Here is a 22,822-nt window from a genome sequence, read left to right on the forward strand (position 1 = left end):
GTGTTTAAAGTTTTTATGCGGTATTAGCATTCGTTTCCAAATGTTGTCCCCCGCTCAAAGGCAGATTCCCCACGCGTTACTCACCCGTTCGCTGCTCATCCAGTTGGTACAAGTACCAACCTTCAGCGCTCAACTTGCATGTATTAGGCACGCCGCCAGCGTTCGTCCTGAGCCAGGATCAAACTCTCAAATAAAGTATTTAAGTCACCGAAGTGACTGGCTTGTCTTTCATTATTGATTGACAGATTTTTGATGTATTGCTACATCACATGAGTCATTCTTCTTTATTCAGTTTTCAATGGTCTAGCTTGTCGCGCTTCAACGCTCGTCTCTCGCGACAACTATTATATTCTATCAAATCTATTTCTCCCTGTCAAGAATTTAATGTAACTTTTTAGAATTTCTTTTACTTTCGTTCGTTTTTAACGAACTTTGATAGCGTTTTATCGCGTGCTACCACTGGCTTAGAGAAAATAAAAAAATAAGTCAAAAAATGACTTATTTTTTTATCAGTGAATCCAAATACTCATCAACATTACCATTCCTAAACCTACTACTGCGATAATTGTTTCTAAGACTGTCCATGTTTTTAAGGTTTGTTTCACATCTAAATCAAAATACTCTTTAAACATCCAGAATCCAGCATCATTAACATGTGAAGCTGCAATTGAACCGGCACCTATCGCCAAAACCATCAAAGCTGCTGTATTTGGAGATGCTGTAGCAAGGAACTAGACCTGCTGCTGTTAGGGCAGCCACTGTCGCTGATCCCAATGCAACCCTTAAGATAACTGTGATAATCCAAGCAAGCAATAAAGGAGAAAGGGGTGAATCTTTAAACATATTAGCGATTTGAACTGAGATTCCACCATCAATAAGAATTTGTTTGAGCGCTGCTCCTCCACCAATGACTAATAAAAGCATGGCAATTGATTTAACTGAATCCGCAATTGAAGAAGCAATTTCAGAATTTTTCTTACGGCGCATCCAACCCATAGTAACTAAGGCAAAGAGCAGGGAAATAATCATTGCTGACACTGGATTTCCGATGAACATCATCACATTTTCAACAATACTTGAAGGATAAGTCGTCGTCGTAACTACTTTACCAGCTTTCATCGCACTTGTCGTTACTGCGGCAAAGGGTTTCCCATCATTAGTCGCAATAGAATAAACTGTACTAATTGCCATTAAAATTACTGGCATAAGAGCTGTCAAGATAGATATTCCAAAGCCTGGTGTTTCTTCAAGTTTCCACTCTTTTATTTCACCAAAAGCAGAGAGTTTATTTTTTACAACAAAAGCTTCTGGTACCCATTTTCTAGCAATTTTTGTGAAAACTGGACCGGCAATAATAACTGTAGGAATCGCCGCGATTATCCCGTAAAGTAGAACTGTCCCGGGATTTGTACCAAGTACACCAGCAATAGCAATAGGTGCTGGATGCGGTGGCAAGAAGCCATGCGTAACTGAAAGCCCTGCAGCCATCGGAATCCCAAGATAAATCAAAGGTACACTGGCTTCCAAGGCAACGGCAAAGACAATCGGAATCAATAGAACCATACCTACTTCAAAGAAGATAGCAATTTCAATGATAAAACTGGCAACCATGATGGCCCATTGAATTCTCTTTTTACCAAAACTATTAATGAGAGTTTTGGAAATTCGGTAGGCACCGCCAGCGTCAGCAATTAAACGCCCAAGCATCGCACCAAAACCAAAGACGATTGCTAATTCTCCTAATGATCCTCCTATTCCGTTTTGGATGGAAACAGGAATTTGTCCTAGGGGCATCCCAAGACCCAACCCAACTAGAACCGCTACAACAATTAGTGATACAAAGGTGTTAATCTTAAATTTGATAATCATCAACAGAAGAATTAACACTCCAATTAAAAGTACAAGTAAATCAATCATTTGTTTTTTCCTTTCAAAAATCTTGAAGACATTGTGTAAACATCAGTTGCTTGCGCTTACAATTTGCATTTAAAATTTAACTCAATACTTGCTTTATCTTAAGTATAGTAGGTATTGAGTTTTTTAGAATCTAAATTTAGTCTTTTTCAAATTTTCTTTGAAAATTCGCGATATTTTCATATTCTGCTAAAAACGAGCGAGAAAGTCGGATAAATATTGGACTTATTTCTCGATAAATACTGAAATTTTCTGGATTGGGTTGGTAAGTTTGGTTAGTCCCTACCATCTTTTCAATTTCACTAATGTCGTCAATGAGCCCTAATGCTTTCTCAGCCATAATAACTGCTGCTAAACAACCAGCTTCTCGACTTTCAGGAACATTAATCGGTTGTTCAAAGATATCTGCAAGAATTTGTGTCCATAATTCAGAACTTGTGAATCCTCCTGTTGCTTGAATCATGTTGAAGTCACCCACTACTTCAACAAGACTAAGAGCAACCATATAGATATTAAAAATAACTCCTTCAAGAACGCTACGCGCCATGTGACTTCGGTTATGACCATAATTCAAGCCAAAAAATGAACCTCTGGCATTAGCATCCCAAATCGGTGCCCGTTCTCCACCGAGGTAAGGATGGAAAAGCAGACCGTCAGCTCCTGGTGAAATGTTTGCTGCAAGCTCAGTGACTTCATCAAAAGTGATTTTTCCATCAAAAATCTGGTCACGAGCCCATCGGAAAACATCACCTCCAGAATTAACTGGACCACCCACTACCCAATGCTCTCTGTCTAAAGCATATGTAAAGGTACGTCCTTTTTCATCTGTTTTTGGTCTGTCGGTCACCACTCGAATGGCCCCAGATGTTCCAATAGTTATGGCTGCAACACCCGGTTTGATGACATTGACTCCTAAGTTTGATAAAGGTCCGTCAGCTGCTCCCCAAATAAATTTTGTGCTACTTTGAATCCCCATTTTTTTTGCATATTCGTGCGGAAGATTTTCTTCAATTTCATAAGGCTCAACCACGTTTGGTAACTGACTTTCCTTAATCCCAGTCATTTCCAGCGCTTCTTTATCCCACTGAAGTTCAAAAATATTGAAAACACCGGTTCCTGTTGCCGTTGATAAGTCAATTTTATTAGTTCCGAAAAGTCGCTGAAAAATGTAACCTTTCAACTCCAAGTAATGAGCTGCTTTTTGATAGATACTTGGGTATTCCGCTTGTAACCACATAAATTTAGATAAAGGAGCCATCGGATGAAGAGGGGTTCCTGTTCTCCGATAAATATCGAATCCTTTTTTAGAGGCTTTGATTTGTTCTGTGTATTTCACAGCCCTCGTGTCTGCCCAAGTAATTAGTCTTGTAAGTGGTTGCCAATTTTCATCAAAAGCAATCAGTGAGTGCATTTGTGTACTAAAGGAAACTACTAGGAGTTCGTCTTCGTCTTCTAAATTAATTGAAACTTCTCGAATGGTTACTAAGACTGCTTCAAAAATTTCTTCGAGTGATTCTTCTGCCATTCCGCTAGCATCACGATGAAGAGGGTAGGCTTGACTACTACTTGCAATAATCTTACCATCTTTTTCAAAAAGCACTGCCTTGGTCGCCGTTGTCCCTAAATCTACGCCTATTAAATATTGCATTGGCGCTCCTTTTCTTCTATATATATTTGCTGACAGGTCCAAGTTCAAATTATAAACTGGAACTTACCACCCAAGAAGCTTAAGCACTTAAACGCCTGTCTTCTATGGAATTTCTGTCAGTTGATTATTTTGTTACTGACGTCGATAAGAGCCTTATCGCCTGCTTCATTTCGGTAGATTTTAAGAAACCTAGTGCAATGAACAAGCCGTCAGAGGATAACCATACACAAAGCTTTTATGGACCTACTCAACTTTTCGTCAGTAACTTATTTTTGTTCTACTTCATGTCCACCAAAACCATTACGTAAAGCAGCAACGACTTTACCAGTCATTGTGTCTTCTTGTAATGAACGTTGGCGCATCATCAGGGATAAGGCGATAACCGGAGCCGGAACGCCTAAATCTAAACTTTCTTCAATGGTCCACTTTCCTTCTCCTGAGGATTGTACGCGGCCAATAATTTGGTCAAGTTTAGGGTCTTTGGAAAATTGATCTTGTGCAAGCTCCATCAACCAGCTTCGGATGACTGACCCGTGATTCCATAATTTTGCCACGGCTTCATAATCATAATCAAATGGTGATTGTTCTAAAATTTCAAAACCCTCAGCAATGGCTTGCATCATGCCATACTCGATTCCATTGTGAATCATCTTTAAGTAATGACCACTTCCAAGTTTTCCTGTATAAAGATAACCATTTTCTGTTGAAATTGCTTTGAAGATAGGCTCAATCACTGACCAAGAATTTTCATCGTCGCCACCTATCATAAAGTTACCACCTTGACGAGCCCCAGCCATTCCACCAGAGGTTCCAACATCAAAAAATTTGATTCCTTTTTCTGTCAGTAATTTATTTTGTTCTAAGTTGTCTTTGTAATTAGAATTTCCACCATCAATAAGGATATCAGCTGCTGACAGCTTCTCTGATAGTAATTCAATTGTTGAATTTGTTGCTTTCCCAGCTGGAAGCATCAACCAAATAATTTTTGGCTCTGACAACTCTGCCAGTAATTCGTCAATGCTTTTAACTGCTGTAATTTTTTCTGAATAATTCCCAGCCTCTTCCACAGCCTCAGCATTAACATCGTAGGCTACAACTTCTATCTCGTGATCAACTGCATTTTTCACAAGATTCATTCCCATTTTCCCTAAACCAATCATACCAAATTTCATCACTTTTTCCTCCGTGGTATCGCTTTCTTTTTGCTAACTTTAGTATAAGTAATTTTTTTCATTTGTCAACAATATTTTTTGTAAAATATTTTCTGATTTGTCAAAACAATTTCAAGTGACTAATTCGGAATTTCTTATAAATCGGGGAATCGTATTTATGGTATAAGTATCACTGCTTATAACACGCTAAAGCGTGAACGCGCAGACGGAAGTCGCTATAGCGAGCTTCCTAGATACCTTATTACTCACTCAGCGGAAAATTATCGTTTTCGCATCGTTCGGTCATAATAAGATGATAGCCAGTACACGAAATATTGTTTCGTGTTACTGGCTATGGTATAATGTAGTCAATTAGAAGGAGGCTTGATATGTCGCGTACTTTAATCAGCCGAATCCGAAGTTATTATGATAACCTCAGTAAATCAGACCAGGCAATTTCTGACTATTTAATTGCAAATATTGATAGCGCTGCGATGCTGTCAATTCAAGAATTTGCTCAGAAAACCCAAGTCTCAACCGCTACAATTTCCAGATTTTCCAAAAAAATCGGCTTTAATTCTTTCCAAGAATTGAAGCTGGCCATTCACGCCACTGATTCAACGCGAGATGATGAATTTTTTAGCGAACTTTCACCTACTGATGATTATAAAGAAATACTGACAAAAAACTTCAACGGCAATATTTCATCACTAAATTCAACTTTAAATCTTATTAGTAACAGACAACTTGACCAAACAATGGAAATATTACTCAAAGCTAATACTTGTGGTTTTTTTGGTTTAGGTGGTTCAAACGCTGTCGCTTTGATTGCTTTTCATAAATTTTTGAGAATGCCTCTACACTGTGTCTATCATCAGGATTTCCATTTTCAACAAATGCAAGCCGCAAAATTGACAAGCGAAGATTGTGCTTTTGTGATTTCACATACAGGAAAAAACAAAGATACGATGCATTTAGTCGAAATTTTGAAAAGTCGGGGTGTGCCAATTATTGCACTAACCTCCTTTGCCAGCTCTCCTTTAGCAAAGGCTGCTGATGTGGCGCTCATTTCTATTTCTGAAGAAATTTCTTTCCGACCCGAGGCAGTAGCTTCGACCGTTTCTCAAATTAGTTTACTCGATGCTCTTTTCATGATGTATGGAATGAAAATGAAAGATGTTTCCGAGGGAACTTTATCTGAAATCCGAAAAGTAATTAGCGATTCACGTATTTCTTAGAATTTATCCATTTCATTTTAGAGAAAGGATGTGATTTTATGGCATTTTCTAACACTAGACGACGCTACGCAAGTTTTGATACCGTCGCGTCTATTCCTGGAGAAGTAATCGATGCTTTTTGGTTCATTATTGACCATCACTTAAAAGGCGTTTTTCCGATGGAAACCATTATTAATTTTGACTTAGTCAACTCTGATAATTTACTTTCGATTCGTTTCTCTCAAGATAATAGCCCAACCACTGTTCTAGTTGATTTTGGCTATCCATTTAATCCTGATTGGCCACTTCATTATCGAGCAGTGGACAATATGGGACGTGAAACAATCATGACTGCACGAGAAATGTAATGACAGAAAACTCAATCCATCTGTCAGTAATTTCAAAAATAAAAAAAACTGTCAAAATTACTGACAGTTTTTTTAAATTTCATAATAGACAATTTCTGGCGGCACCCCAAAACGAATGGGTAAGAAAGTCAAGCCAATCCCACGGTTCACATATAATTTTGTCCGTTCATTCAGTTGATACAATCCACCATCAGCACTACTTGAACCCTTGTTATGTAGTCGCCAATTTCCAATCCGAATTTGTCCACCATGGCTATGCCCCGATAAAATCAAATCAAATTGATTGATTGTTTCCATATCTAAAACAGTATCAGGTTCATGAAGTGCTAAAAGCGAAAAAGACGCCTCAAGCGGATAAAGCTCCAAGTCGGGTTGCCCCTCGCGCCAGTCATCAACACCGGAAACAGATAATGTCCTTTGAGCATTATCCACTAATACTGATCTATTTTTTAAAAGAGTAAATCCAGCTTTTTCTAAAAACCCTTCAACAAAGCCAGAAGATTTTTCATCATCAAAATCATGATTACCAAGTATCGCAAATTTTCCTAAAGGAGCGTTAAGCCCTGACAATATCACCAGTAACTCACTCCAATTCTTATCTTTTGCCCAAGCAACCTTATCAAACAAATCACCAGAAAAAATAATTAAGTCTGGTTTTTCGTCAGCAATATTTCGAGCAAATTTTATAAATCGTCGACTACTTGTATGCCAAGCAAAATGCGTATCGGTAAAATGAGCAATTTTTATATTTTGTTTTTGAGCGATTTTTACATGTCTTACTTTCATGACATGTGGTTCTATAAAAACACCATAAATTAACAAAATCAAGAGCAATGCTCCTATTATCAATCCAATCATTTGTCTATTCTATCATAAATTTACTGACAAAAACATAGCATTAATTAAAAAAATGCTGACAAAATCATTTGAGTAAAGCTGTCAGTAAATTTTGTATAAAAAAAGACTACCAAAGTAGTCTTTTCATTTATTAGTTTTGGTCTTCAGCTACGAATGGAAGCAAAGCCATTACGCGCGCGCGTTTGATTGCATTAACCACTTTACGTTGGTTTTTAGCAGATGTACCAGTTACGCGACGTGGCAAGATTTTACCACGTTCTGAGATGAAACGTTTCAAAAGTTCAGTGTCTTTGTAGTCAACGACTTCGATTTTGTTTGCAGCGATGAAGTCAACTTTTTTACGGCGTTTGAAGCCGCCACGACGTTGTTGTGCCATTTTATTTCTCCTTATATTATTTTTTAGATGCCTGTTTAAAGTTTTCTAGGTACGACGTTATTATGAAAAGCCGATTCTGCTTTTCATAATAACTAATAAGAGGACTAGGAAATCCGCCATAGCGGTTTCCGTGAAATAATTAGGCGCTTTAGCGTCAATTATTCCGCCCTATTAGAATGGAAGGTCATCATCCGAGATTTCCATAGGTGAGCTACCAAATGGGTCAGCATCACGACCGAAATTCGGTGTTGCACTATTATTATTCGTTTGTGGACGTGGAGTATTATTTGTAGATTGGCTTGGTGCAGAATATGAACCGGCAGAAGCTCCGCCTCCCATACCATCGCGAGCAGATCTACTTTCCAACATTTGGAAACTATCAGCCACAACCTCAGTCACATAAACGCGTTGACCTTGTTGATTTTCATAATTACGTGTTTGAATTCGACCAGTTACACCGATCAAAGCTCCTTTTTTAGCCCAATTTGCCAAATTTTCAGCTTGTTGGCGCCAAATAACGCAGTTAATGAAATCAGCCTCACGTTCACCGTTAGCATTTTTAAATTGACGATTTACAGCCAATGAAAAAGTAGCAACAGCTTGATTTTGAGGGGTGTAACGAAGTTCAGGATCGCGAGTAATGCGTCCCACTAATACAACATTGTTAATCATAATGAACTTCTCCTTAGAAATAAAAGCTCTTAAGCTTCAACTTTAACGATCATATGACGAAGAATGTCAAGGTTGATCTTAGCAAGACGGTCAAATTCGCTCAAAGCTTCTGAAGTTGTTTCAGCTTCAAAAGTTGCGATGTGGTAGATACCTTCGCGGAAATCATTGATTTCGTAAGCAAGTTTGCGTTTTTCCCAGTCTTTAGACTCAAGATTTGCAGCTCCGTTTTCAGTCAAGATAGCATCGAAACGTTCAACGAGGGCAGTTTTTGCTTCTTCATCAATGTTTGGGCGAATAATATAAAGAATTTCGTATTTAGTCATTGATTTTTCCTCCTTTTGGACTAATGACGCAGGTTGAGTCCTGCGCAAGTTGTGAGTTTTTCCCACAGAGTTATATTCTATCACTTTTTTTTGTTTTTCGCAAGAATAGATTTAAAACTATTGGGCAGTAACTATTATCTATTTAAAAAGAAAAACAGCCTCCAGAAAATGGTTACTGTTATCTTTTTAACTTTTATCCTAAAAAGGCTTTAAAGGCTGCATAAATAAGGAGAACAATCCCTAGGACAATACGATATTTCCCAAAGAAAGTAAAATCGTGTTTTTTCACATAATCCGTCAAGAACTTAATAGCAATCATTGATACCCCAAAGGCAACCAGACAGGCAACCAGTAAGACGCCAAATTGCTCAAGATTTAAAGAGTTTCCATTTTTAAAGAAGTGAAGAATTTTGATAAAACTTGCTCCAAACATGACTGGAATTCCTAGGAAAAAGGTAAATTCTGCAGAAACTTCACGACTTACTCCAATTAACAAGGCACCCACAATAGTCGCGCCAGAACGTGAAGTTCCCGGAAGCAAAGATAACACTTGGAACAAACCAATATAAAGGGCCGCACGATATGGCAAGCGGTCAATGTCCATCACGGAAAATTCATGATTCGGTACCCAACGTCGTTCAATAACAATGAAGGCTACCCCATAGATAATTAACATAAAGGCAACCGGAACAAAGTGATAAAAATGCTTATCTAACCAATCATTAAGTGGCAATCCAATAATTGCTGCCGGTAAAGCGGCAATCAAAACTTTCAACCACAAACGCCAAGTTAATTGAATTTCACGTGGTGTCTTTTGTTTGTCAGCGGGATTTAACTTATTAAATGGATTCAACTTATGAAAATATAAAACAACGACCGACAAAATCGCTCCCAATTGAATCACAACATCAAACATTTCTTTAAAAGCAGCTGATTGATTAAGCCGAATGAACTCATCAGCGATAATCAAATGCCCCGTTGAAGAAATAGGTAACCACTCAGTGATCCCTTCAATAATACCTAAAATAATGGCACGAATAAAATCCATATTTTGCTCCTAGAAAATTTCAGTAAAAAGACTGATTTTTATCGACTGACAGAGCAGTCTTACTTTCTAAGTATATCATATAAAGGGGAATGAATAAACTTACAAAAAAACTGATTACTTGTAACTAATTTTACATTCTCATCCTTGACATCATTCCAAAATTGCGCTAGAATTACAACTAACACATCGATAGAGGTCGCAACTGATATGAATCTACGCCGAGTTGGAGCACAACAAAGACGCGTATTAGAGGGGGAGAAGTTGCCGAAAGAATTTTGACGCTCAGCAAAGTTCTTGGGCTAGTGAGGAAAACTCACTAGACTGTCGCAAATGGTTAAGAACCATGCGGAGGGCTATTCGTTCAAGAAAATTTTTAAAATTTTGTCGGACCTTTAGCAATCTATTCTATCTAGTAGGATTGCTTTTTTTGTTTTTCTCAGACTTTTCTAAACTAAACAGGAGTGAGGGTAAGTCTGAGTCTAACAAGTCGGTGTAGAATAAATTTTATTAGGGAGAGAATTTTGGAAAATTCTTCAAACTCAACTACTGAGACGCAAGTAAAACGCGGCTTAAAATCACGTCATGTATCCATGATTGCCCTTGGTGGGACAATCGGAACTGGTTTATTTCTCACTTCAGGCGATGTCATTCACACGGCAGGACCATTTGGGGCACTGACTGCCTATGTTCTTATCGGAGCAATGGTTTACTTCCTCATGACTTCACTCGGCGAAATGGCCACTTATCTACCAACGTCTGGTTCTTTTTCAGACTATGGAACACGTTATGTTGATCCAGCATTTGGTTTTGCTCTAGGTTGGAATTATTGGTTAAACTGGGCAATTACAGTAGCAGTTGATTTAACCGCCGTTGCTCTTTGTATCAAATTCTGGTTACCTGATGTTCCAAGTTGGATTTTTTCACTGATTGCTTTGATTATCGTCTTTTCAATCAATGCCTTATCAGTTAAAACTTTTGGTGAAACAGAGTATTGGTTGTCAGCCATTAAAATTACCGTCGTTGTTTTATTCTTGATTATTGGCTTCTTATCTATTTTTGGAATTATGGGCGGACATATTGATGTCGCTAAAAATCTTTCAGTTGGTAATCATGGATTTGTCGGAGGACTTGGTAGCTTCACGACTGGTGGAGGAATTCTTGGTGTTCTCTTAGTTGCTGGTTTCTCTTTCCAAGGAACAGAGCTACTCGGAATTACTGCTGGTGAAGCCGAAAATCCAGAAAAATCAATTCCCAAAGCCATGAACTCGATTTTCTGGCGTATCCTTGTCTTTTATATTTTATCGATATTTGTAATGGCAGCAATCATTCCATTCACAGACCCACATTTGGTCGGTGGTAATTCGGCAGCTCAAAGTCCGTTCACAATTGTATTTGAACGTGTTGGATTTTCTATCGCAGCCTCTATCATGAATGCCGTTGTTTTAACATCTGTTGTTTCTGCGGCCAATTCTGGAATGTACGCCTCTACTCGAATGCTTTATTCTTTGGCTAAAGATGGTGGTGCACCAAAAATCTTCTCAAAAACTTCTAAAAACGGGATTCCTTTCATCGCCTTGTTGGCAACAACCGCTGTTGCATTGCTCACATTCTTAACTTCAATTTATGGGGTCAGCTTCTTTACTTTCCTAGCCTCTGCTTCTGGTTTAACTGGTTTCATTGCTTGGATTGGAATTGCGATTAGCCATTTCCGCTTCCGTCGGGCTTATGTTGCTCAAGGAAAAGACGTGAAAAAACTTCCTTATCATGCTAAACTCTTCCCATTTGGTCCGATTTTAGCTCTCATTATGACCGTTTTAGTAACGTTAGGTCAAGACCCAATGTTATTGTTTGGAAAAACTTGGGTGCAAGGGGTGGTCATGTATGCCGCAATTCCACTCTTCTTTATTCTTTACTTAGGTTATAAATTTAAAAACAAAACAAAACTTATTCCACTAAAAGATGTAGATTTAAGTCGTCATAAAGATTAAAAAAAGTCGCTCAATGAGCGGCTTTTTTATTTATTAATCATTAATTTCAACAACTTTCTCACCAAAAAGCTCTTTAGCTAATGTAACTGTTTCATCTATTTTTTCGTCTTCTTGCTCTTCATCTTCTTGGGGGCTCTCTGATTTTAGATTAGACACATATTCTGCTCGAACTTCTTGCCAATCTTGTTCAGCAAGCGAAATTATTTCTGGAGCAAAACCAATAATCGAACTTAAGAGATTACCACAAAAATTTTGCAACTCTTCGTTTTCACTGACTCTTTTTGCAAGATTTTCATGAGGAAAGGTCACAACAACAAAGTTCTCTGAGGCAGCGACTGGAGAGGTATTATTAAGTAAAGCTCGGTCTGCCGGTTTAGTCACCGAGGCAACAAGTTCAGGCCAAGCGCTTAATGCAGCCTTTCTAGCCTCATTTGTTGCTTCAGCCAGAGCTTTATAAATTAAATCTTTATTAATCTGTCGTTTTTTAGGCGCTACCGCTTTTGGACGTTCTCTAACTTCTCGTGTTAAAGGATTATTTTGAGAATCTGAACTTTCTTGAACTTGACCTGTTGAAATCTGAGCTTTCAACTGATTGATTTCTGCTTTTAGGGCAGCAATTTCAGCACCTATTTCATTAGGAACTTCTGCTTGCGAAGCTGTCAGCAAATGTGTTTGACCCACTTCGGCCAAACGCATAGTCATGACATCTGCCGCAATCTTCGTTTGTGTTGTTTCCTTTATCGTTTTCAAGCTCTCAATCGCAATATCTATCCAAGAAAAAATTTGATTGCGTTCATATTGAGCATTCTTATCCAAAAGCAAATCGCGAAGATAGGCAAGTAAATCTTCTGTAAAACGAAGCATATTTTTACCTTCGGCAAAAATCTTATCCAGTTCTGTCAGCGCTTTTTCTTCGTCATTTTCAAAAAGTGCTGAGACATAACTCACTAAAGCATCCGCCGCAATTGAGCCTGTGACAAGCAAGGCGTCTTCTTCTTCCAATTTTCCTGCTGAAAAAGATAAGGCTTGGTCTAGCAAGGACAAAGCATCTCGCATCCCGCCCTCAGCTGCTTTAGCAATCACATCAAGGGCTTTATCTTCAAATTCAACCCCTTCGTCCCCAAGAATTTTTCCTAAATAAGTCCGAATATCGGCCGTCGTGATTGATTTAAAGGCAAAGCGTTGAACTCTTGAGATGATGGTTGCTGGAATTTTTTGCAATTCAGTCGTAGCCAAAACGAAAACCACATTTTCTGTAGGTTCTTCAAGGGTTTTCAAAAGTGCATTAAAGGCGCCTGTCGAAAGCATATGCACTTCATCAATGATATAAACTTTATAAGTTGCTTGACTTGCCGCATAAGTTGACTTGTCGCGAATTTCACGAATTTCATCCACCCCATTATTTGAAGCAGCATCAAGTTCAATAACATCATCTAAGCTTCCTTTTGTGATTGAATCACAAATAAAACAATTATTACAAGGTTCTCCATCCACTTGATTAGGGCAGTTAATTGCCTTGGCAAAAATTTTAGCTGCAGAGGTTTTCCCTGTTCCTCTTGGACCAGAAAAAAGATAAGCATGTGAAATTTGATGATTGACAATCGCATTTTTAAGCGTCGTCGCTACAACTTCTTGTCCCACCATTTCATCAAATCTCTGACTTCGATATTTTCTATATAATGCTTGATATGCCATTTTTCTCTTCCAATTTTTTACTTACTATTCTTTTTAAATCGCCGTTTAGTACAAATCTTGTCCGAGGCTATAATTTAAATCTTTCAAAATTTCTGTCGAGGCATCACGAGATTGAATCAATTCATCAATATCTTGTGACTGATAGTTTCTTAACGCCTGTCTGAGTGCAAACATTCTCGCTCTATCAATCGTTGCTTGATCTGCTTCAGCAGATGCAAAAAATATTTTACGACTTTTTTCGTCAAAAATTGTCCAGGCAATCGCCAAATCATATGCTGGATCACCACTAACAGCTTTGTCAGTAATTTTTACATTAACTAATTTTCCGTCAGAAACAATTAAATTTTGCGGAATCAATTCGCCTAAAACCCAGACGGGCGCTTTTGTCCATTTTGTTTTTGCAGCAAAATCGAACTTTTCTTGCAATAAATCGGCAGGGACTACTTTTTGATAAAGTTTCAAAAGCTCTATCATTTCTGCTTCAAAGAAAATCAAGTCAGAACCAGCAAAAGCATTTCCAAAATTAGGTACTCCCGCCTCTTTTGTTGGTAGATGATGCAATTGATACAAAAAACTTCCTAATTCTTGTGCAAATTCACGAGAATCACCAATGTTATCTGGATTTACAGAAAATCCTTTTTTTCCATCAAAGCGGTCAGCAATAAACTTTTTAACTATTTCACTCATTTTTCTCTCCGATATTCTTCAAATTTTTGACTTAACCTACTTCGAAAAATTTAAAATCGGTCATGTCACATAAAATACTAGCAAATTCTTCAAGGTATTTTTGGTCAATTTCATCATAAAAACCAACCTCAGAGCTGTCCAAATCAAGAACTCCCACCAAGTTGCCATCTTTAACCATTGGTACCACAATTTCAGACATCGCACGTCCGTCACAGGAAATATAATTTTTGTGTTTTTTTACATCTTCAACAATCATTGTTTGACGAGTTTGAGCTGCTTCTCCACAAACTCCTTTACCCATCACAATTTCAACACAAGAAACTGAACCTTGAAAGGGTCCTAAAATTAGTTTATCCCCATTATATAGATAAAAACCAGTGTAGACTTGCTCAGGCAAGAAGCTCCAAAGCAAACTACTTGCATTTGCTAAATTCGAGAGTGTATAATTTTGTTCACTCAACAGTGCTTTTAGTTGCAAATTAAGCAACTCATAACCTTCGATTTTTTCTTGTTTATTCATCTTGTTGCTCCTCAAAAATAATATAACTCATTATATCATTTTTTAAAGGCAAATTTTAGATTAGTTTTGATATAATAAAAACCATGAATAAACTAGAAGAACTTCGAAACAATATTGATCAAGTGGACCAAGAAATCGTTCGACTTCTTGAAAAACGTATGACAATTGTTCAAGAAATTAGCCAAGAAAAACAAAAGCAAGAAATTACTATTTTAGATGCTTCACGCGAACAAGCCGTTTTGGATTTAGCGCGAAAAAATACTGAAAATCCTGCTTATCAAGAAACAATTATTAATACATATAAAGATATAATGAAAAATTCTCGTCTCTATCAAAAAGAAAAACGAGAAAAATAAAAAGTTACTGACAAAAATTCGTCAGTAATTTTTTTATAATTTAAATTGTCCAGCTAAACTGTCTCGCAACATCATATATTCTAATTGTGGTAAATCAAGTAAAATCAATTTACTATTTTCTAAAAGGCCCTGTTCTTTCAAAGCATTTAAAAATCCCTTGATTTCAGTCGTTCCTAAATAAAGACACTCAACCAAAACAATGTGTTTTTCCTTAGTCATTTGACCAATAAAGTGAGCAAAGTCTTCTGTCGTTAAAGCACGGTCAATATCTGAGCGCCCAACTACCACTAAATCTTCATCTTTATCCTTAACTATTGCAGCCAATTCTTTAAAAACTCCTGAATCGACCTTTGAATCATCTTTAGTTTCTGCTTCAATCGACTCCTCAATTTCCGCATATGCCCCTCGGTCAATCATTGCAACTGTAGCAATTTCACCATATTTCAAAGTAGTCAGTGAATCTTTCAAATTATTAAGTTCCATATTTTCCTATGCAAACCTACTTTTTATCAAAAGTATTAGGATTCGCTTCCTTTCTCCTTTTAAATTCATAAAACCTATCTCAAGTTTACACTGACTTTGTGAAATTTTCAAAAAATCTGGCTCTTTTTGTAACTTCAAACCTGATGTAAAGTTTTATCAATAAAAAATAAGGGCCATTTGCTATAATAAAACTATAACAAAGAAAGGACTTTTTATTATGAAATTTAAATTTAAAGGAATCAATTACTACGAGGACTCTGAAAACAATTATGTCGGCGCAGTAAACACTTGCTCAATCGTTAAAGAATTCGCTGATTTTCAAGCAGCAATTGATTACGTTGCAGACCACAAAGGATTTTTAATTGCTGAAGACGGAAAAACTGCTTTCAACGTCTTGATAATTACTGAAATTGATTAAAAAATTGAATGAAATAAAAACACTGACAGACATTGTCAGTGTTTTTTATATATTTATATATTAGTAAAGTTCTAAGTAATTATCAATTTCCCATTGTGATACAAATTGTGCATAGCTTGCCCATTCGATACGCTTCGCCTCAACAAAGTTAACCAAAACGTGTTCGCCAAGTGCTTCCGTTACGATTGTGTCTTCGCGCAAAGCCTTAACCGCATTGTGTAAAGTAGAAGGCAAATCTGTAATTCCATGTGCTTTGCGTTCTTCTTCAGTCATCACATAGATGTTTGATTCAATTGCTTCTGGTGCTTCCAATTTATTTTCAACACCGTCAAGACCTGCTGCCAAAAGAACAGCCAAAGCAAGATATGGATTTGCTGTTGGGTCAACGGCACGAAGTTCTACACGAGTTGACAAACCACGTGAAGCAGGAACGCGAATCAAAGGCGATCTGTTACGTCCAGCCCAAGCAACATAAACTGGGGCTTCATAACCAGGAACCAAACGTTTGTATGAGTTAACAGTTGGGTTTGTGATGGCTGTAAAGTTATAAGCATGTTTCAAAAGTCCGGCGATAAAGCTATGAGCAACATCTGAAAGTCCCATATCTCCAGCTGGATCAGCAAAAGCATTGGCACCATCTTCAGTAAATAAAGACATGTTACAGTGCATTCCAGAACCATTGATCCCATGAACTGGTTTTGCCATGAACGTTGCATGTAAACCATGTTTACGCGCAATTGTTTTAACAACAAGTTTAAAGATTTGAATATTATCACACGCTTTTAAAGCATTAGTGTATTTAAAGTCAATTTCATGTTGACCGATAGCTACCTCATGGTGAGAAGCTTCCACTTCAAATCCAAGGTCTGTCAATACATTAACGATTTCACGTCTTGTATTTCCTGCAAGGTCTGTTGGGGCAAGGTCAAAATATCCACCTTTGTCATTTACTTCAAGTGTTGGTTCGTAATTTTCATTAAGTTTGAAAAGGAAGAACTCAGGCTCAGGCCCAAGGTTAAAGTTCTTAAAACCTAATTTCTCCATTGATTTGAGGTTACGTTTCAAGACACCACGTGGGTCACCAGCGAAAGGTTCACCTTCCGGAGTGTAAACATCACAAATTACACCTGCGACTTTACCATACTCGTCACCCCAAGGAAAAACAATCCAAGTGTCAAGGTCTGGATAAAGATACATGTCTGATTCATTGATACGAACGAATCCTTCAATTGACGAACCATCAAACATCATTTTGTTTTCAAATAATTTGTCCAATTGTTCATCTGTTGCTGGAACTTCAACGTTTTTAAGTGTTCCAAGAATGTCTGTAAACATCAAACGCAAGAATTTGATATCCTTTTCTTTGACGTCGCGACGAATGTCTGCTGCTGTGATTGTCATGCTTTACTCTCCTAGTTAAATTTTCGCTGTAAACTTGCTTGACAAATTATGTCAACCAAATTTACATCCGCGGTTGGGTAAAATGAGTGGGATTAGGAGTCCCGAATCTCCCTTGTTGGGCAAATTCGCGTTCAAGTGCATGGTGGACTTCTCCGATAGATAAAGTTTGAGCTTTTTTAGCATCCCTTTTTGCATAAATTTCCTTGATATCCGCAATATTATTGCCTTCTTGCAGTAAATCAGCAATATCAAAAAGGGCATCTATGTCATTGAGCGAATACATGCGACGATTACCGTCACTTCGCTCTGGGAAAATAAGCTCTTGCTCTTCGTAGTAACGAATCTGCCTTGCGCTTAAGTCAGTGAGTTTCATGACAGTTCCTATTGGAAGTACCGCCATAGAGCGTCTTAATTCACGTTCTTTCACCAAATCTCGCCTCCATAGGTATCATTATAGACCTTGTCTTTCGCAAAGTCAAGCTTCAATGTGAGATTTTCTCACATCAGTTCTTTTTATTTGAAATTTATTAGACAATTTTATCTAATAATTTTTGACAACCTGCATTAACTAGTTGATAAGTCTCTTGAAAATCTCCCGTAAACCAAGGGTCTGGAACGTCATTATCTAAAAGCATTTCAATTTTATGAGCCGTTCCAGCGGGCGCCATCTCCCTTAGATTTTTTAAGTTAGATTCATCCATTGCGATAATTTTATCAAACGCATAGAAATCAATGCTAGTAATTTTTTGGCTGCTTTTATGAATATCAAAGTCAATCCCTTGTTCTCTCAGCTTTTCTTGAGTACCACTGTGAATTAGATTACCGTGCTCCCAAGAAGATGTTGCACGACTTTCAATGATAAATTCGGACTCGTGTTCTGATTTCAGCACTAAATTTTTCATGACAAATTCTGCCATTGGACTACGACAAATATTTCCTAAACAGACAAAAACAATTTTTTCCATGAGTTCCTTACTTTATATAATTTATAGATTAACTAATTTTGAGCATTTATTCTATTATACCTTATTTCATCAGATATTACTGACAGAATTCTAAAAGGAAAAAGCTTGCCAAAATCTGACAAACTTTTCCTTTTAGAATTTCTATCATTCCTCTTCATTATAAACGTAACCCAAATGCTCATAAGCTCTTTGGGTAACTTTACGTCCCTGTTTAGTTCTCATCAAAAATCCTTTTTGAATCAAGTAGGGCTCATACATGTCTTCGACAGTTTCGCGGTCCTCAGCAATATTTACTGCCAAAGTCCCAATTCCAACAGGTCCACCGTGATACATTTCAATCATTGTGCGCAATATTTTTTGGTCAATATAATCCAAACCAGCAGCATCAACATCAAGAATTGTCAAGGCTTTGTCTGTAATAACTTTATCCACTCGTCCATCACCCATGATTTGGGCAAAATCACGCACTCGTTTAAGTAAACGATTGGCAATCCGCGGAGTCCCACGACTGCGTAAAGCAATTTCCATAGCAGCATTATCAATGACTTCAACCTCAAAAATATCGGCTGTTCTTTTAACAATTTCCTCTAAATCACGCTCTTGATAATATTCCATGTGACTAGAAATACCAAAGCGGGCCCGCAATGGATTAGAAAGCATCCCAGCTCTCGTTGTTGCGCCAACCAAAGTAAAAGGTGGTAAGTCTAAATGGACCGAACGTGAGCCGTCACCAGAACCAAGCATGATATCAATGTAGAAGTCTTCCATGGCGCTATAAAGCACTTCTTCAATCTGCATGGGCATCCGATGAATTTCATCAATAAATAGGACATCCCCAGGTTCTAATTCATTCAAAATTGCGACTAAATCACCTGGTTTCTCAATAGCAGGACCAGCGGTTTGTTTAATATTAACCCCAAGTTCATTGGCAATCACAAAAGCCATGGTTGTTTTTCCAAGTCCGGGAGGACCAAAGAGTAAAACATGGTCCAAAACTTCTTCCCGCATTTTTGCCGCTTTAATAAAGATTTCTAACTGTTCCTTGACTTTGTCTTGACCAATGTATTGATTGAAAAATTGGGGGCGAAGAGATTTTTCAATGCCATAATCCTCTTCCATTGGCTCTTTATTTAATATATCATTCATCGTTTCGACTTCCTTTTAGAAATTCATGTGCTGTCAGGGCTTTTATCAACTTTAAAGATTCACTTACGAATAACAATTACTTCTCTAGCTGTTTGTATTTTACTGACAGCCTGATCACAGGACAACTAGATTTTTTGTCAGTAATTTTTATTTCATCATAAGTTTTAAGGCTGATTTGATATATTCTTCACTGGTTAATCCGGCTTCTTGCTCCAATTTTTTCTCAATTTTCTTGAGTTCTGTCGCCTTATAGCCCAAAGCTTGCAAAGCTTCAATGGCTTCTTCTAAAGCCAGATTACCAGCAGGCGCAGCATCAAGAAGGGAAATCCCAACAGCTCCTGTCGCATCAAATTTCCCAGCTAAATCGAGCACCATTTGCATGGCCGTTTTTTTACCAACTCCTGGAAATTTCGTCAAATACTTAATATCGCTATTATCGATAGCATTGATTAAACCTTCATTGTCAGCTGCCGCAATAATAGCTAGAGCTGACTTTGGGCCGATTCCTGAAACACTAATCAGGCGCAAGAATAAAGCTTTTTCGGACTCATTAACAAAACCATATAAGCTATGTGCATCTTCCCGAATAACTTGATGAACATAAATCTTTACTTCTGTATTCATTAAAGCAGACCAAGCATAAGGATTGGCTACGCTGATAAGATAACCTATTCCCGATAGGTCAATCACGATATTTGTTGGGGAAATTTTAACTAATTTTCCATTTAGATATTCAAACATTTTTTACTTTTCTAATTTTTTGATTAACTGACCGCTGTCAGTCCTTTTCTTTTACTCAAAATCTTTCCAAGAGGCCGCTTTTGAACGATGCGTTTCTTGGATCCTGCGGAACATTTTTTGAATGTCATCTCCTGAAAAATGGACAATCGTTGGCCGTCCATGTGCACAACTATAAGGATTTTTACAAGTGGCTAATTCTCTAAGCAAAGCTCTAGCAGACTCGGCATCAAGGGGATGGTTGGCTTTGATTGAGCTTTTACAAGCAACCATTGCGGCTAAATCATGCCGATATTTTTTGAGTGAAAATTCTTTTGATGAGAGAATAATATCAATCATTTCATTAATTGATTTCTCTATCTCAGTTTCTTTTAACCAAATCGGATGTTCTCTTAATATGAATTGATTTTCTCCGTATTCTTCCAAGAAAACCCCTGCTTCATGTAACAAATCCTTTTTCTCAGCTAAAACAATAAAATCATTTTTGGGTAAAGTAAATAAATATGGCGCAAGTAAAATTTGTTGCTCCATGCTCACTTCGCCGATTTTATCTTTCCAATATTCATACTTGATTCGCTCCTGAGCCGCATGTTGGTCAACCAAATAAAGACCCTCTTTTGACTGACAAAGTAAATAAGTCGCATGCAATTGTGCCAAGTATTCTAGTTGGGGAAAAGTTGATTGCTGACTCAGCTTCTCAATATTATCAAAATCAACTCCAAAGTTACTGACAGAATTTTTTGGGGTTCTGTCAGTAAATTCATTTGAACTTTCGACAGTTCTGTCAGTAATTTTTTCACTGACAGAACCAGTTTCTGGCTGATTAACTGTATAATCAGTAGAATTTTGTTCAGTCAGAGAATCTGAATTATCGTTTTTATTGATTTCAAAAATCGCTTCTTCTCTGACAAAAAAATCTTGACGAACATTGTCATAGTATAAAGGATTATTCTGTAAAGGAAGTTCCGTTTGAACAGAAACAGTCTCTTTTTCCTTGACTCTACCTTGCAAATTTTCCAAAGCTTCTGGAATCAAAACCCCTTCTGATAAGGCCTCATCAATCGCTTTAGAAATTAAAGTCATCAATTCACGTTCCTTAGACAAACGTACTTCTTGTTTTGTCGGATGGACATTGACATCTGCTAATTTAGGGTCAATTTTAATTGATAAAACAGCAAAAGGAAAACGTCCAACCATCAATCGGTTCCCGTAACCTTCTAAAATTGCTCGATTCAACAAAAAATTCTTGATAAATCGACCATTAATCAAAATCGTGATATAGTTGCGATTCGCTCTTGTCAGCTCGGGTAAACTGACATAACCTGTCAGTTCAAAATCTAAGTCCGAGCCATTAATCTCACGCATTTTTTTCGCCGTTCCAATGCCATAAATTGCAGCAATCACTTGACGCAAGTCTCCATTTCCCGCCGTTTTCAAAAATTCTTTACCCTCATTAACCAAAGTAAAAGAAATCTCTGGATGAGCGAGGCTCAAACGATTGATAATATCTGTAATATGAGAAAGTTCAGCCTGTAAAGACTTGATATACTTGAGCCTTGCTGGTGTATTATAAAAAAGATTCGCAACAGAAATTTTTGTCCCTAACCGCTTTGCAAGTGGTTCTAAAGTTTCAATCGTCCCACCTTTAGCAATCAGTTTTGTCCCAGCTTCTTCCTGAGCATTACTTGTTTCAATCGTCATCTGACTGACAGAAGCGATTGACGGCAGAGCCTCACCCCGAAAACCGAGCGTTCTAATTCGAAATAAATCAGCTGAATCTTTGATTTTACTTGTCGCATGACGACGCAAAGCCAAAGCCACATCTTCTTTTTCTAAGCCCAAACCATTATCTGTGACTTCGATTAAGCGCAGGCCAGCCTCTTCAACACTAACGGTAATTTTACTGCTTCCAGCATCAATTGAGTTTTCGACTAATTCTTTGACAACACTAGCAGGCCGCTCAACCACCTCTCCAGCAGCAATTTGATTGGCGAGCGCTTCATTTAGTTCAATAATTTTTCCCACAATAATCTCGCTCTCTTGTTTTTATAAAATTAATTCTAATTATAACACAAAAAGCAAGGGCTCGCTTTTCATTTTTTACTGACAAAAAATGATAGACAAGATGAAAATTGTCTATCATTTTTGCATTAATTAGTAGTTTCCAAAATCGCGGTAACCATTATCAAAATTATTATAGTTGTTAAAAGCAAAAACTAATATGAAAATAAGAATCAAAATTGAAATCACAAATAATACAATTCCAATAATGAATGCAACAAATCCTGCTCGGTTCCAACCGTCCATGACCTTACGGAACTCTTCCTCATCACGATATTTATTATCTCGGTTTTCAAGTGCCCATTTTTCACCATGGAAACCAAAAACAATCATCCATACAATCCCAAAAATCCAACCTACCCATGGTACCAAAGTAAGTAGAATCAAAAGTCCCAAATAAGCGCGATTGGCAATCCCAAACCACATTGTTAAAGCGAAAGCTCCCCAGTTCCATTTGGTCTTAATTTCATCCCCCTCTTCAGATAAAGTCTGAACGGGAATATCAGCGTAGGCAGATTGTTTAGATAAATCCGGACTTACAATTGAACTAAAATCAGAAGTTTCACTTTCTTCTTGAAGAGGTTTTGAAATGACAGCTTCTTCAATCACCGGCTCAGAAACTTCTCCTTCTGCAATCACTGGTTCTGAGATTATTTCTTCTCCAATTTCAGCTTTAGAAGGCTCTTCTTGTGAAGTCTGATTTTCAGTTTTCGCCTCTACTACTGTCTCTTCTTGTCTTTCAGGACTCTCATTGATTTCTTGTCCTTGAATCTCTTTTTCATTTTCCAT

General features: G+C 37.5%; 25 protein-coding genes, 1 rRNA gene and 1 riboswitch. Of the genes, 5 read left to right on the forward strand and 21 right to left on the reverse strand.

Annotation, left to right across the window (positions count from 1 at the left end; all coding sequences use genetic code 11):
- The 5 genes from LLA01S_RS00915 to gnd all read right to left on the reverse strand — a co-directional run.
- Nucleotides 1-194: ribosomal RNA gene (locus LLA01S_RS00915) — 16S ribosomal RNA — on the reverse strand; the annotation flags it as partial.
- A gap of 315 nt (nt 195-509) precedes the next feature.
- Entirely contained in the window at nt 510-695 is a 186-nt protein-coding gene (locus LLA01S_RS13625) for a GntT/GntP/DsdX family permease (protein ID WP_396420764.1), read from the reverse strand.
- Entirely contained in the window at nt 649-1,917 is a 1,269-nt protein-coding gene (locus LLA01S_RS00920) for a gluconate:H+ symporter (protein WP_439709038.1), read from the reverse strand. Before LLA01S_RS00920 ends, LLA01S_RS13625 begins: the two co-directional genes overlap by 47 nt.
- Nucleotides 1,918-2,053: 136 nt before the next feature.
- Nucleotides 2,054-3,562: a gluconokinase gene (gene gntK, locus LLA01S_RS00925; RefSeq protein WP_061777691.1), complete on the reverse strand. Its 1,509-nt coding sequence runs from the start codon at nt 3,560-3,562 to the stop codon at nt 2,054-2,056.
- Nucleotides 3,563-3,828: 266 nt separating this feature from the next.
- Nucleotides 3,829-4,734, reverse strand: coding sequence for a phosphogluconate dehydrogenase (NAD(+)-dependent, decarboxylating) (gnd, locus tag LLA01S_RS00930; RefSeq protein WP_011677237.1), 906 nt, complete (start codon nt 4,732-4,734; stop codon nt 3,829-3,831).
- Between the two features lie 368 nt (nt 4,735-5,102).
- Here gnd and LLA01S_RS00935 point away from each other — a divergent pair, with 368 nt between their 5' ends.
- Both LLA01S_RS00935 and LLA01S_RS00940 read left to right on the forward strand, forming a co-directional pair.
- The gene (locus LLA01S_RS00935; protein WP_011677238.1) at nt 5,103-5,951 is read left to right on the forward strand and encodes a MurR/RpiR family transcriptional regulator; all 849 of its coding nucleotides are present in this window, start codon (nt 5,103-5,105) and stop codon (nt 5,949-5,951) included.
- A gap of 38 nt (nt 5,952-5,989) precedes the next feature.
- Nucleotides 5,990-6,298: a DUF960 domain-containing protein gene (locus LLA01S_RS00940; protein WP_011836103.1), complete on the forward strand. Its 309-nt coding sequence runs from the start codon at nt 5,990-5,992 to the stop codon at nt 6,296-6,298.
- Nucleotides 6,299-6,370: 72 nt separating this feature from the next.
- Here the strand turns inward: LLA01S_RS00940 and LLA01S_RS00945 are convergent, their stop codons facing one another.
- From LLA01S_RS00945 to LLA01S_RS00965, 5 genes are all read right to left on the reverse strand, one after another.
- Complete coding sequence (locus tag LLA01S_RS00945) at nt 6,371-7,156, reverse strand: metallophosphoesterase (RefSeq protein WP_021164832.1); 786 nt, start codon at nt 7,154-7,156, stop codon at nt 6,371-6,373.
- Nucleotides 7,157-7,286: 130 nt separating this feature from the next.
- Nucleotides 7,287-7,532 (reverse strand): 30S ribosomal protein S18, encoded by a 246-nt coding sequence (rpsR, locus tag LLA01S_RS00950; RefSeq protein WP_003131952.1) that lies wholly within the window; start codon nt 7,530-7,532, stop codon nt 7,287-7,289.
- Nucleotides 7,533-7,703: 171 nt separating this feature from the next.
- Complete coding sequence (locus LLA01S_RS00955; protein ID WP_011677241.1) at nt 7,704-8,204, reverse strand: single-stranded DNA-binding protein; 501 nt, start codon at nt 8,202-8,204, stop codon at nt 7,704-7,706.
- Nucleotides 8,205-8,233: 29 nt separating this feature from the next.
- Nucleotides 8,234-8,527, reverse strand: coding sequence for a 30S ribosomal protein S6 (rpsF, locus tag LLA01S_RS00960; RefSeq protein ID WP_011677242.1), 294 nt, complete (start codon nt 8,525-8,527; stop codon nt 8,234-8,236).
- 193 nt (nt 8,528-8,720) lie between these two features.
- Nucleotides 8,721-9,575: an undecaprenyl-diphosphate phosphatase gene (locus tag LLA01S_RS00965; protein ID WP_021164831.1), complete on the reverse strand. Its 855-nt coding sequence runs from the start codon at nt 9,573-9,575 to the stop codon at nt 8,721-8,723.
- A gap of 182 nt (nt 9,576-9,757) precedes the next feature.
- Nucleotides 9,758-9,939, forward strand: a riboswitch (Lysine riboswitch).
- A 157-nt stretch (nt 9,940-10,096) separates the two neighbouring features.
- On the opposite strand from LLA01S_RS00965, the gene LLA01S_RS00970 reads away from it, so the two are divergent.
- Nucleotides 10,097-11,563, forward strand: coding sequence for an amino acid permease (locus LLA01S_RS00970; protein WP_021164830.1), 1,467 nt, complete (start codon nt 10,097-10,099; stop codon nt 11,561-11,563).
- Nucleotides 11,564-11,596: 33 nt separating this feature from the next.
- Here the strand turns inward: LLA01S_RS00970 and dnaX are convergent, their stop codons facing one another.
- The 3 genes from dnaX to msrC are packed head-to-tail and all read right to left on the reverse strand — an operon-like array spanning nt 11,597 to nt 14,465.
- Nucleotides 11,597-13,258 carry a DNA polymerase III subunit gamma/tau gene (gene dnaX, locus LLA01S_RS00975; protein ID WP_011677245.1) on the reverse strand — a complete coding sequence of 554 codons (1,662 nt, stop codon included), beginning with the start codon at nt 13,256-13,258 and terminating at the stop codon, nt 11,597-11,599.
- Between the two features lie 45 nt (nt 13,259-13,303).
- Nucleotides 13,304-13,945 carry a phosphotransferase gene (locus LLA01S_RS00980; protein WP_011677246.1) on the reverse strand — a complete coding sequence of 214 codons (642 nt, stop codon included), beginning with the start codon at nt 13,943-13,945 and terminating at the stop codon, nt 13,304-13,306.
- 31 nt (nt 13,946-13,976) lie between these two features.
- Nucleotides 13,977-14,465 (reverse strand): free L-methionine (R)-S-oxide reductase MsrC, encoded by a 489-nt coding sequence (gene msrC, locus LLA01S_RS00985; RefSeq protein WP_011677247.1) that lies wholly within the window; start codon nt 14,463-14,465, stop codon nt 13,977-13,979.
- Nucleotides 14,466-14,548: 83 nt separating this feature from the next.
- Here msrC and LLA01S_RS00990 point away from each other — a divergent pair, with 83 nt between their 5' ends.
- The gene (locus tag LLA01S_RS00990) at nt 14,549-14,821 is read left to right on the forward strand and encodes a chorismate mutase (RefSeq protein ID WP_011677248.1); all 273 of its coding nucleotides are present in this window, start codon (nt 14,549-14,551) and stop codon (nt 14,819-14,821) included.
- Nucleotides 14,822-14,854: 33 nt separating this feature from the next.
- On the opposite strand, the gene LLA01S_RS00995 is transcribed toward LLA01S_RS00990, so the two are convergent.
- Nucleotides 14,855-15,304 (reverse strand): hypothetical protein, encoded by a 450-nt coding sequence (locus tag LLA01S_RS00995; RefSeq protein WP_011677249.1) that lies wholly within the window; start codon nt 15,302-15,304, stop codon nt 14,855-14,857.
- Between the two features lie 217 nt (nt 15,305-15,521).
- On the opposite strand from LLA01S_RS00995, the gene LLA01S_RS01000 reads away from it, so the two are divergent.
- Nucleotides 15,522-15,722 carry a hypothetical protein gene (locus LLA01S_RS01000; protein WP_021164829.1) on the forward strand — a complete coding sequence of 67 codons (201 nt, stop codon included), beginning with the start codon at nt 15,522-15,524 and terminating at the stop codon, nt 15,720-15,722.
- Between the two features lie 60 nt (nt 15,723-15,782).
- On the opposite strand, the gene glnA is transcribed toward LLA01S_RS01000, so the two are convergent.
- The 7 genes from glnA to LLA01S_RS01035 form a co-directional block, all read right to left on the reverse strand.
- Nucleotides 15,783-17,123, reverse strand: a complete 1,341-nt coding sequence (glnA, locus tag LLA01S_RS01005) for a type I glutamate--ammonia ligase (protein WP_061777692.1) — start codon at nt 17,121-17,123, stop codon at nt 15,783-15,785.
- Nucleotides 17,124-17,184: 61 nt separating this feature from the next.
- Complete coding sequence (locus LLA01S_RS01010; RefSeq protein WP_011836114.1) at nt 17,185-17,550, reverse strand: MerR family transcriptional regulator; 366 nt, start codon at nt 17,548-17,550, stop codon at nt 17,185-17,187.
- 100 nt (nt 17,551-17,650) lie between these two features.
- Nucleotides 17,651-18,088: a low molecular weight protein-tyrosine-phosphatase gene (locus LLA01S_RS01015; RefSeq protein ID WP_061777693.1), complete on the reverse strand. Its 438-nt coding sequence runs from the start codon at nt 18,086-18,088 to the stop codon at nt 17,651-17,653.
- Between the two features lie 144 nt (nt 18,089-18,232).
- On the reverse strand, nt 18,233-19,234 hold the full coding sequence (gene ruvB, locus LLA01S_RS01020; protein ID WP_061777694.1) for a Holliday junction branch migration DNA helicase RuvB: 1,002 nt from the start codon (nt 19,232-19,234) through the stop codon (nt 18,233-18,235).
- 147 nt (nt 19,235-19,381) lie between these two features.
- A complete protein-coding gene (ruvA, locus tag LLA01S_RS01025) occupies nt 19,382-19,975 on the reverse strand; it encodes a Holliday junction branch migration protein RuvA (RefSeq protein ID WP_011677255.1) in 594 nt (197 codons plus the stop codon).
- Nucleotides 19,976-20,026: 51 nt separating this feature from the next.
- Complete coding sequence (gene mutL, locus LLA01S_RS01030; protein WP_011677256.1) at nt 20,027-21,997, reverse strand: DNA mismatch repair endonuclease MutL; 1,971 nt, start codon at nt 21,995-21,997, stop codon at nt 20,027-20,029.
- A 129-nt stretch (nt 21,998-22,126) separates the two neighbouring features.
- Nucleotides 22,127-22,822: a hypothetical protein gene (locus LLA01S_RS01035; protein ID WP_061777695.1), complete on the reverse strand. Its 696-nt coding sequence runs from the start codon at nt 22,820-22,822 to the stop codon at nt 22,127-22,129.

Origin of the sequence: Lactococcus cremoris subsp. cremoris NBRC 100676, assembly GCF_001591705.1 — a bacterium.
Taxonomy (GTDB): Bacteria; Bacillota; Bacilli; order Lactobacillales; family Streptococcaceae; genus Lactococcus; species Lactococcus cremoris.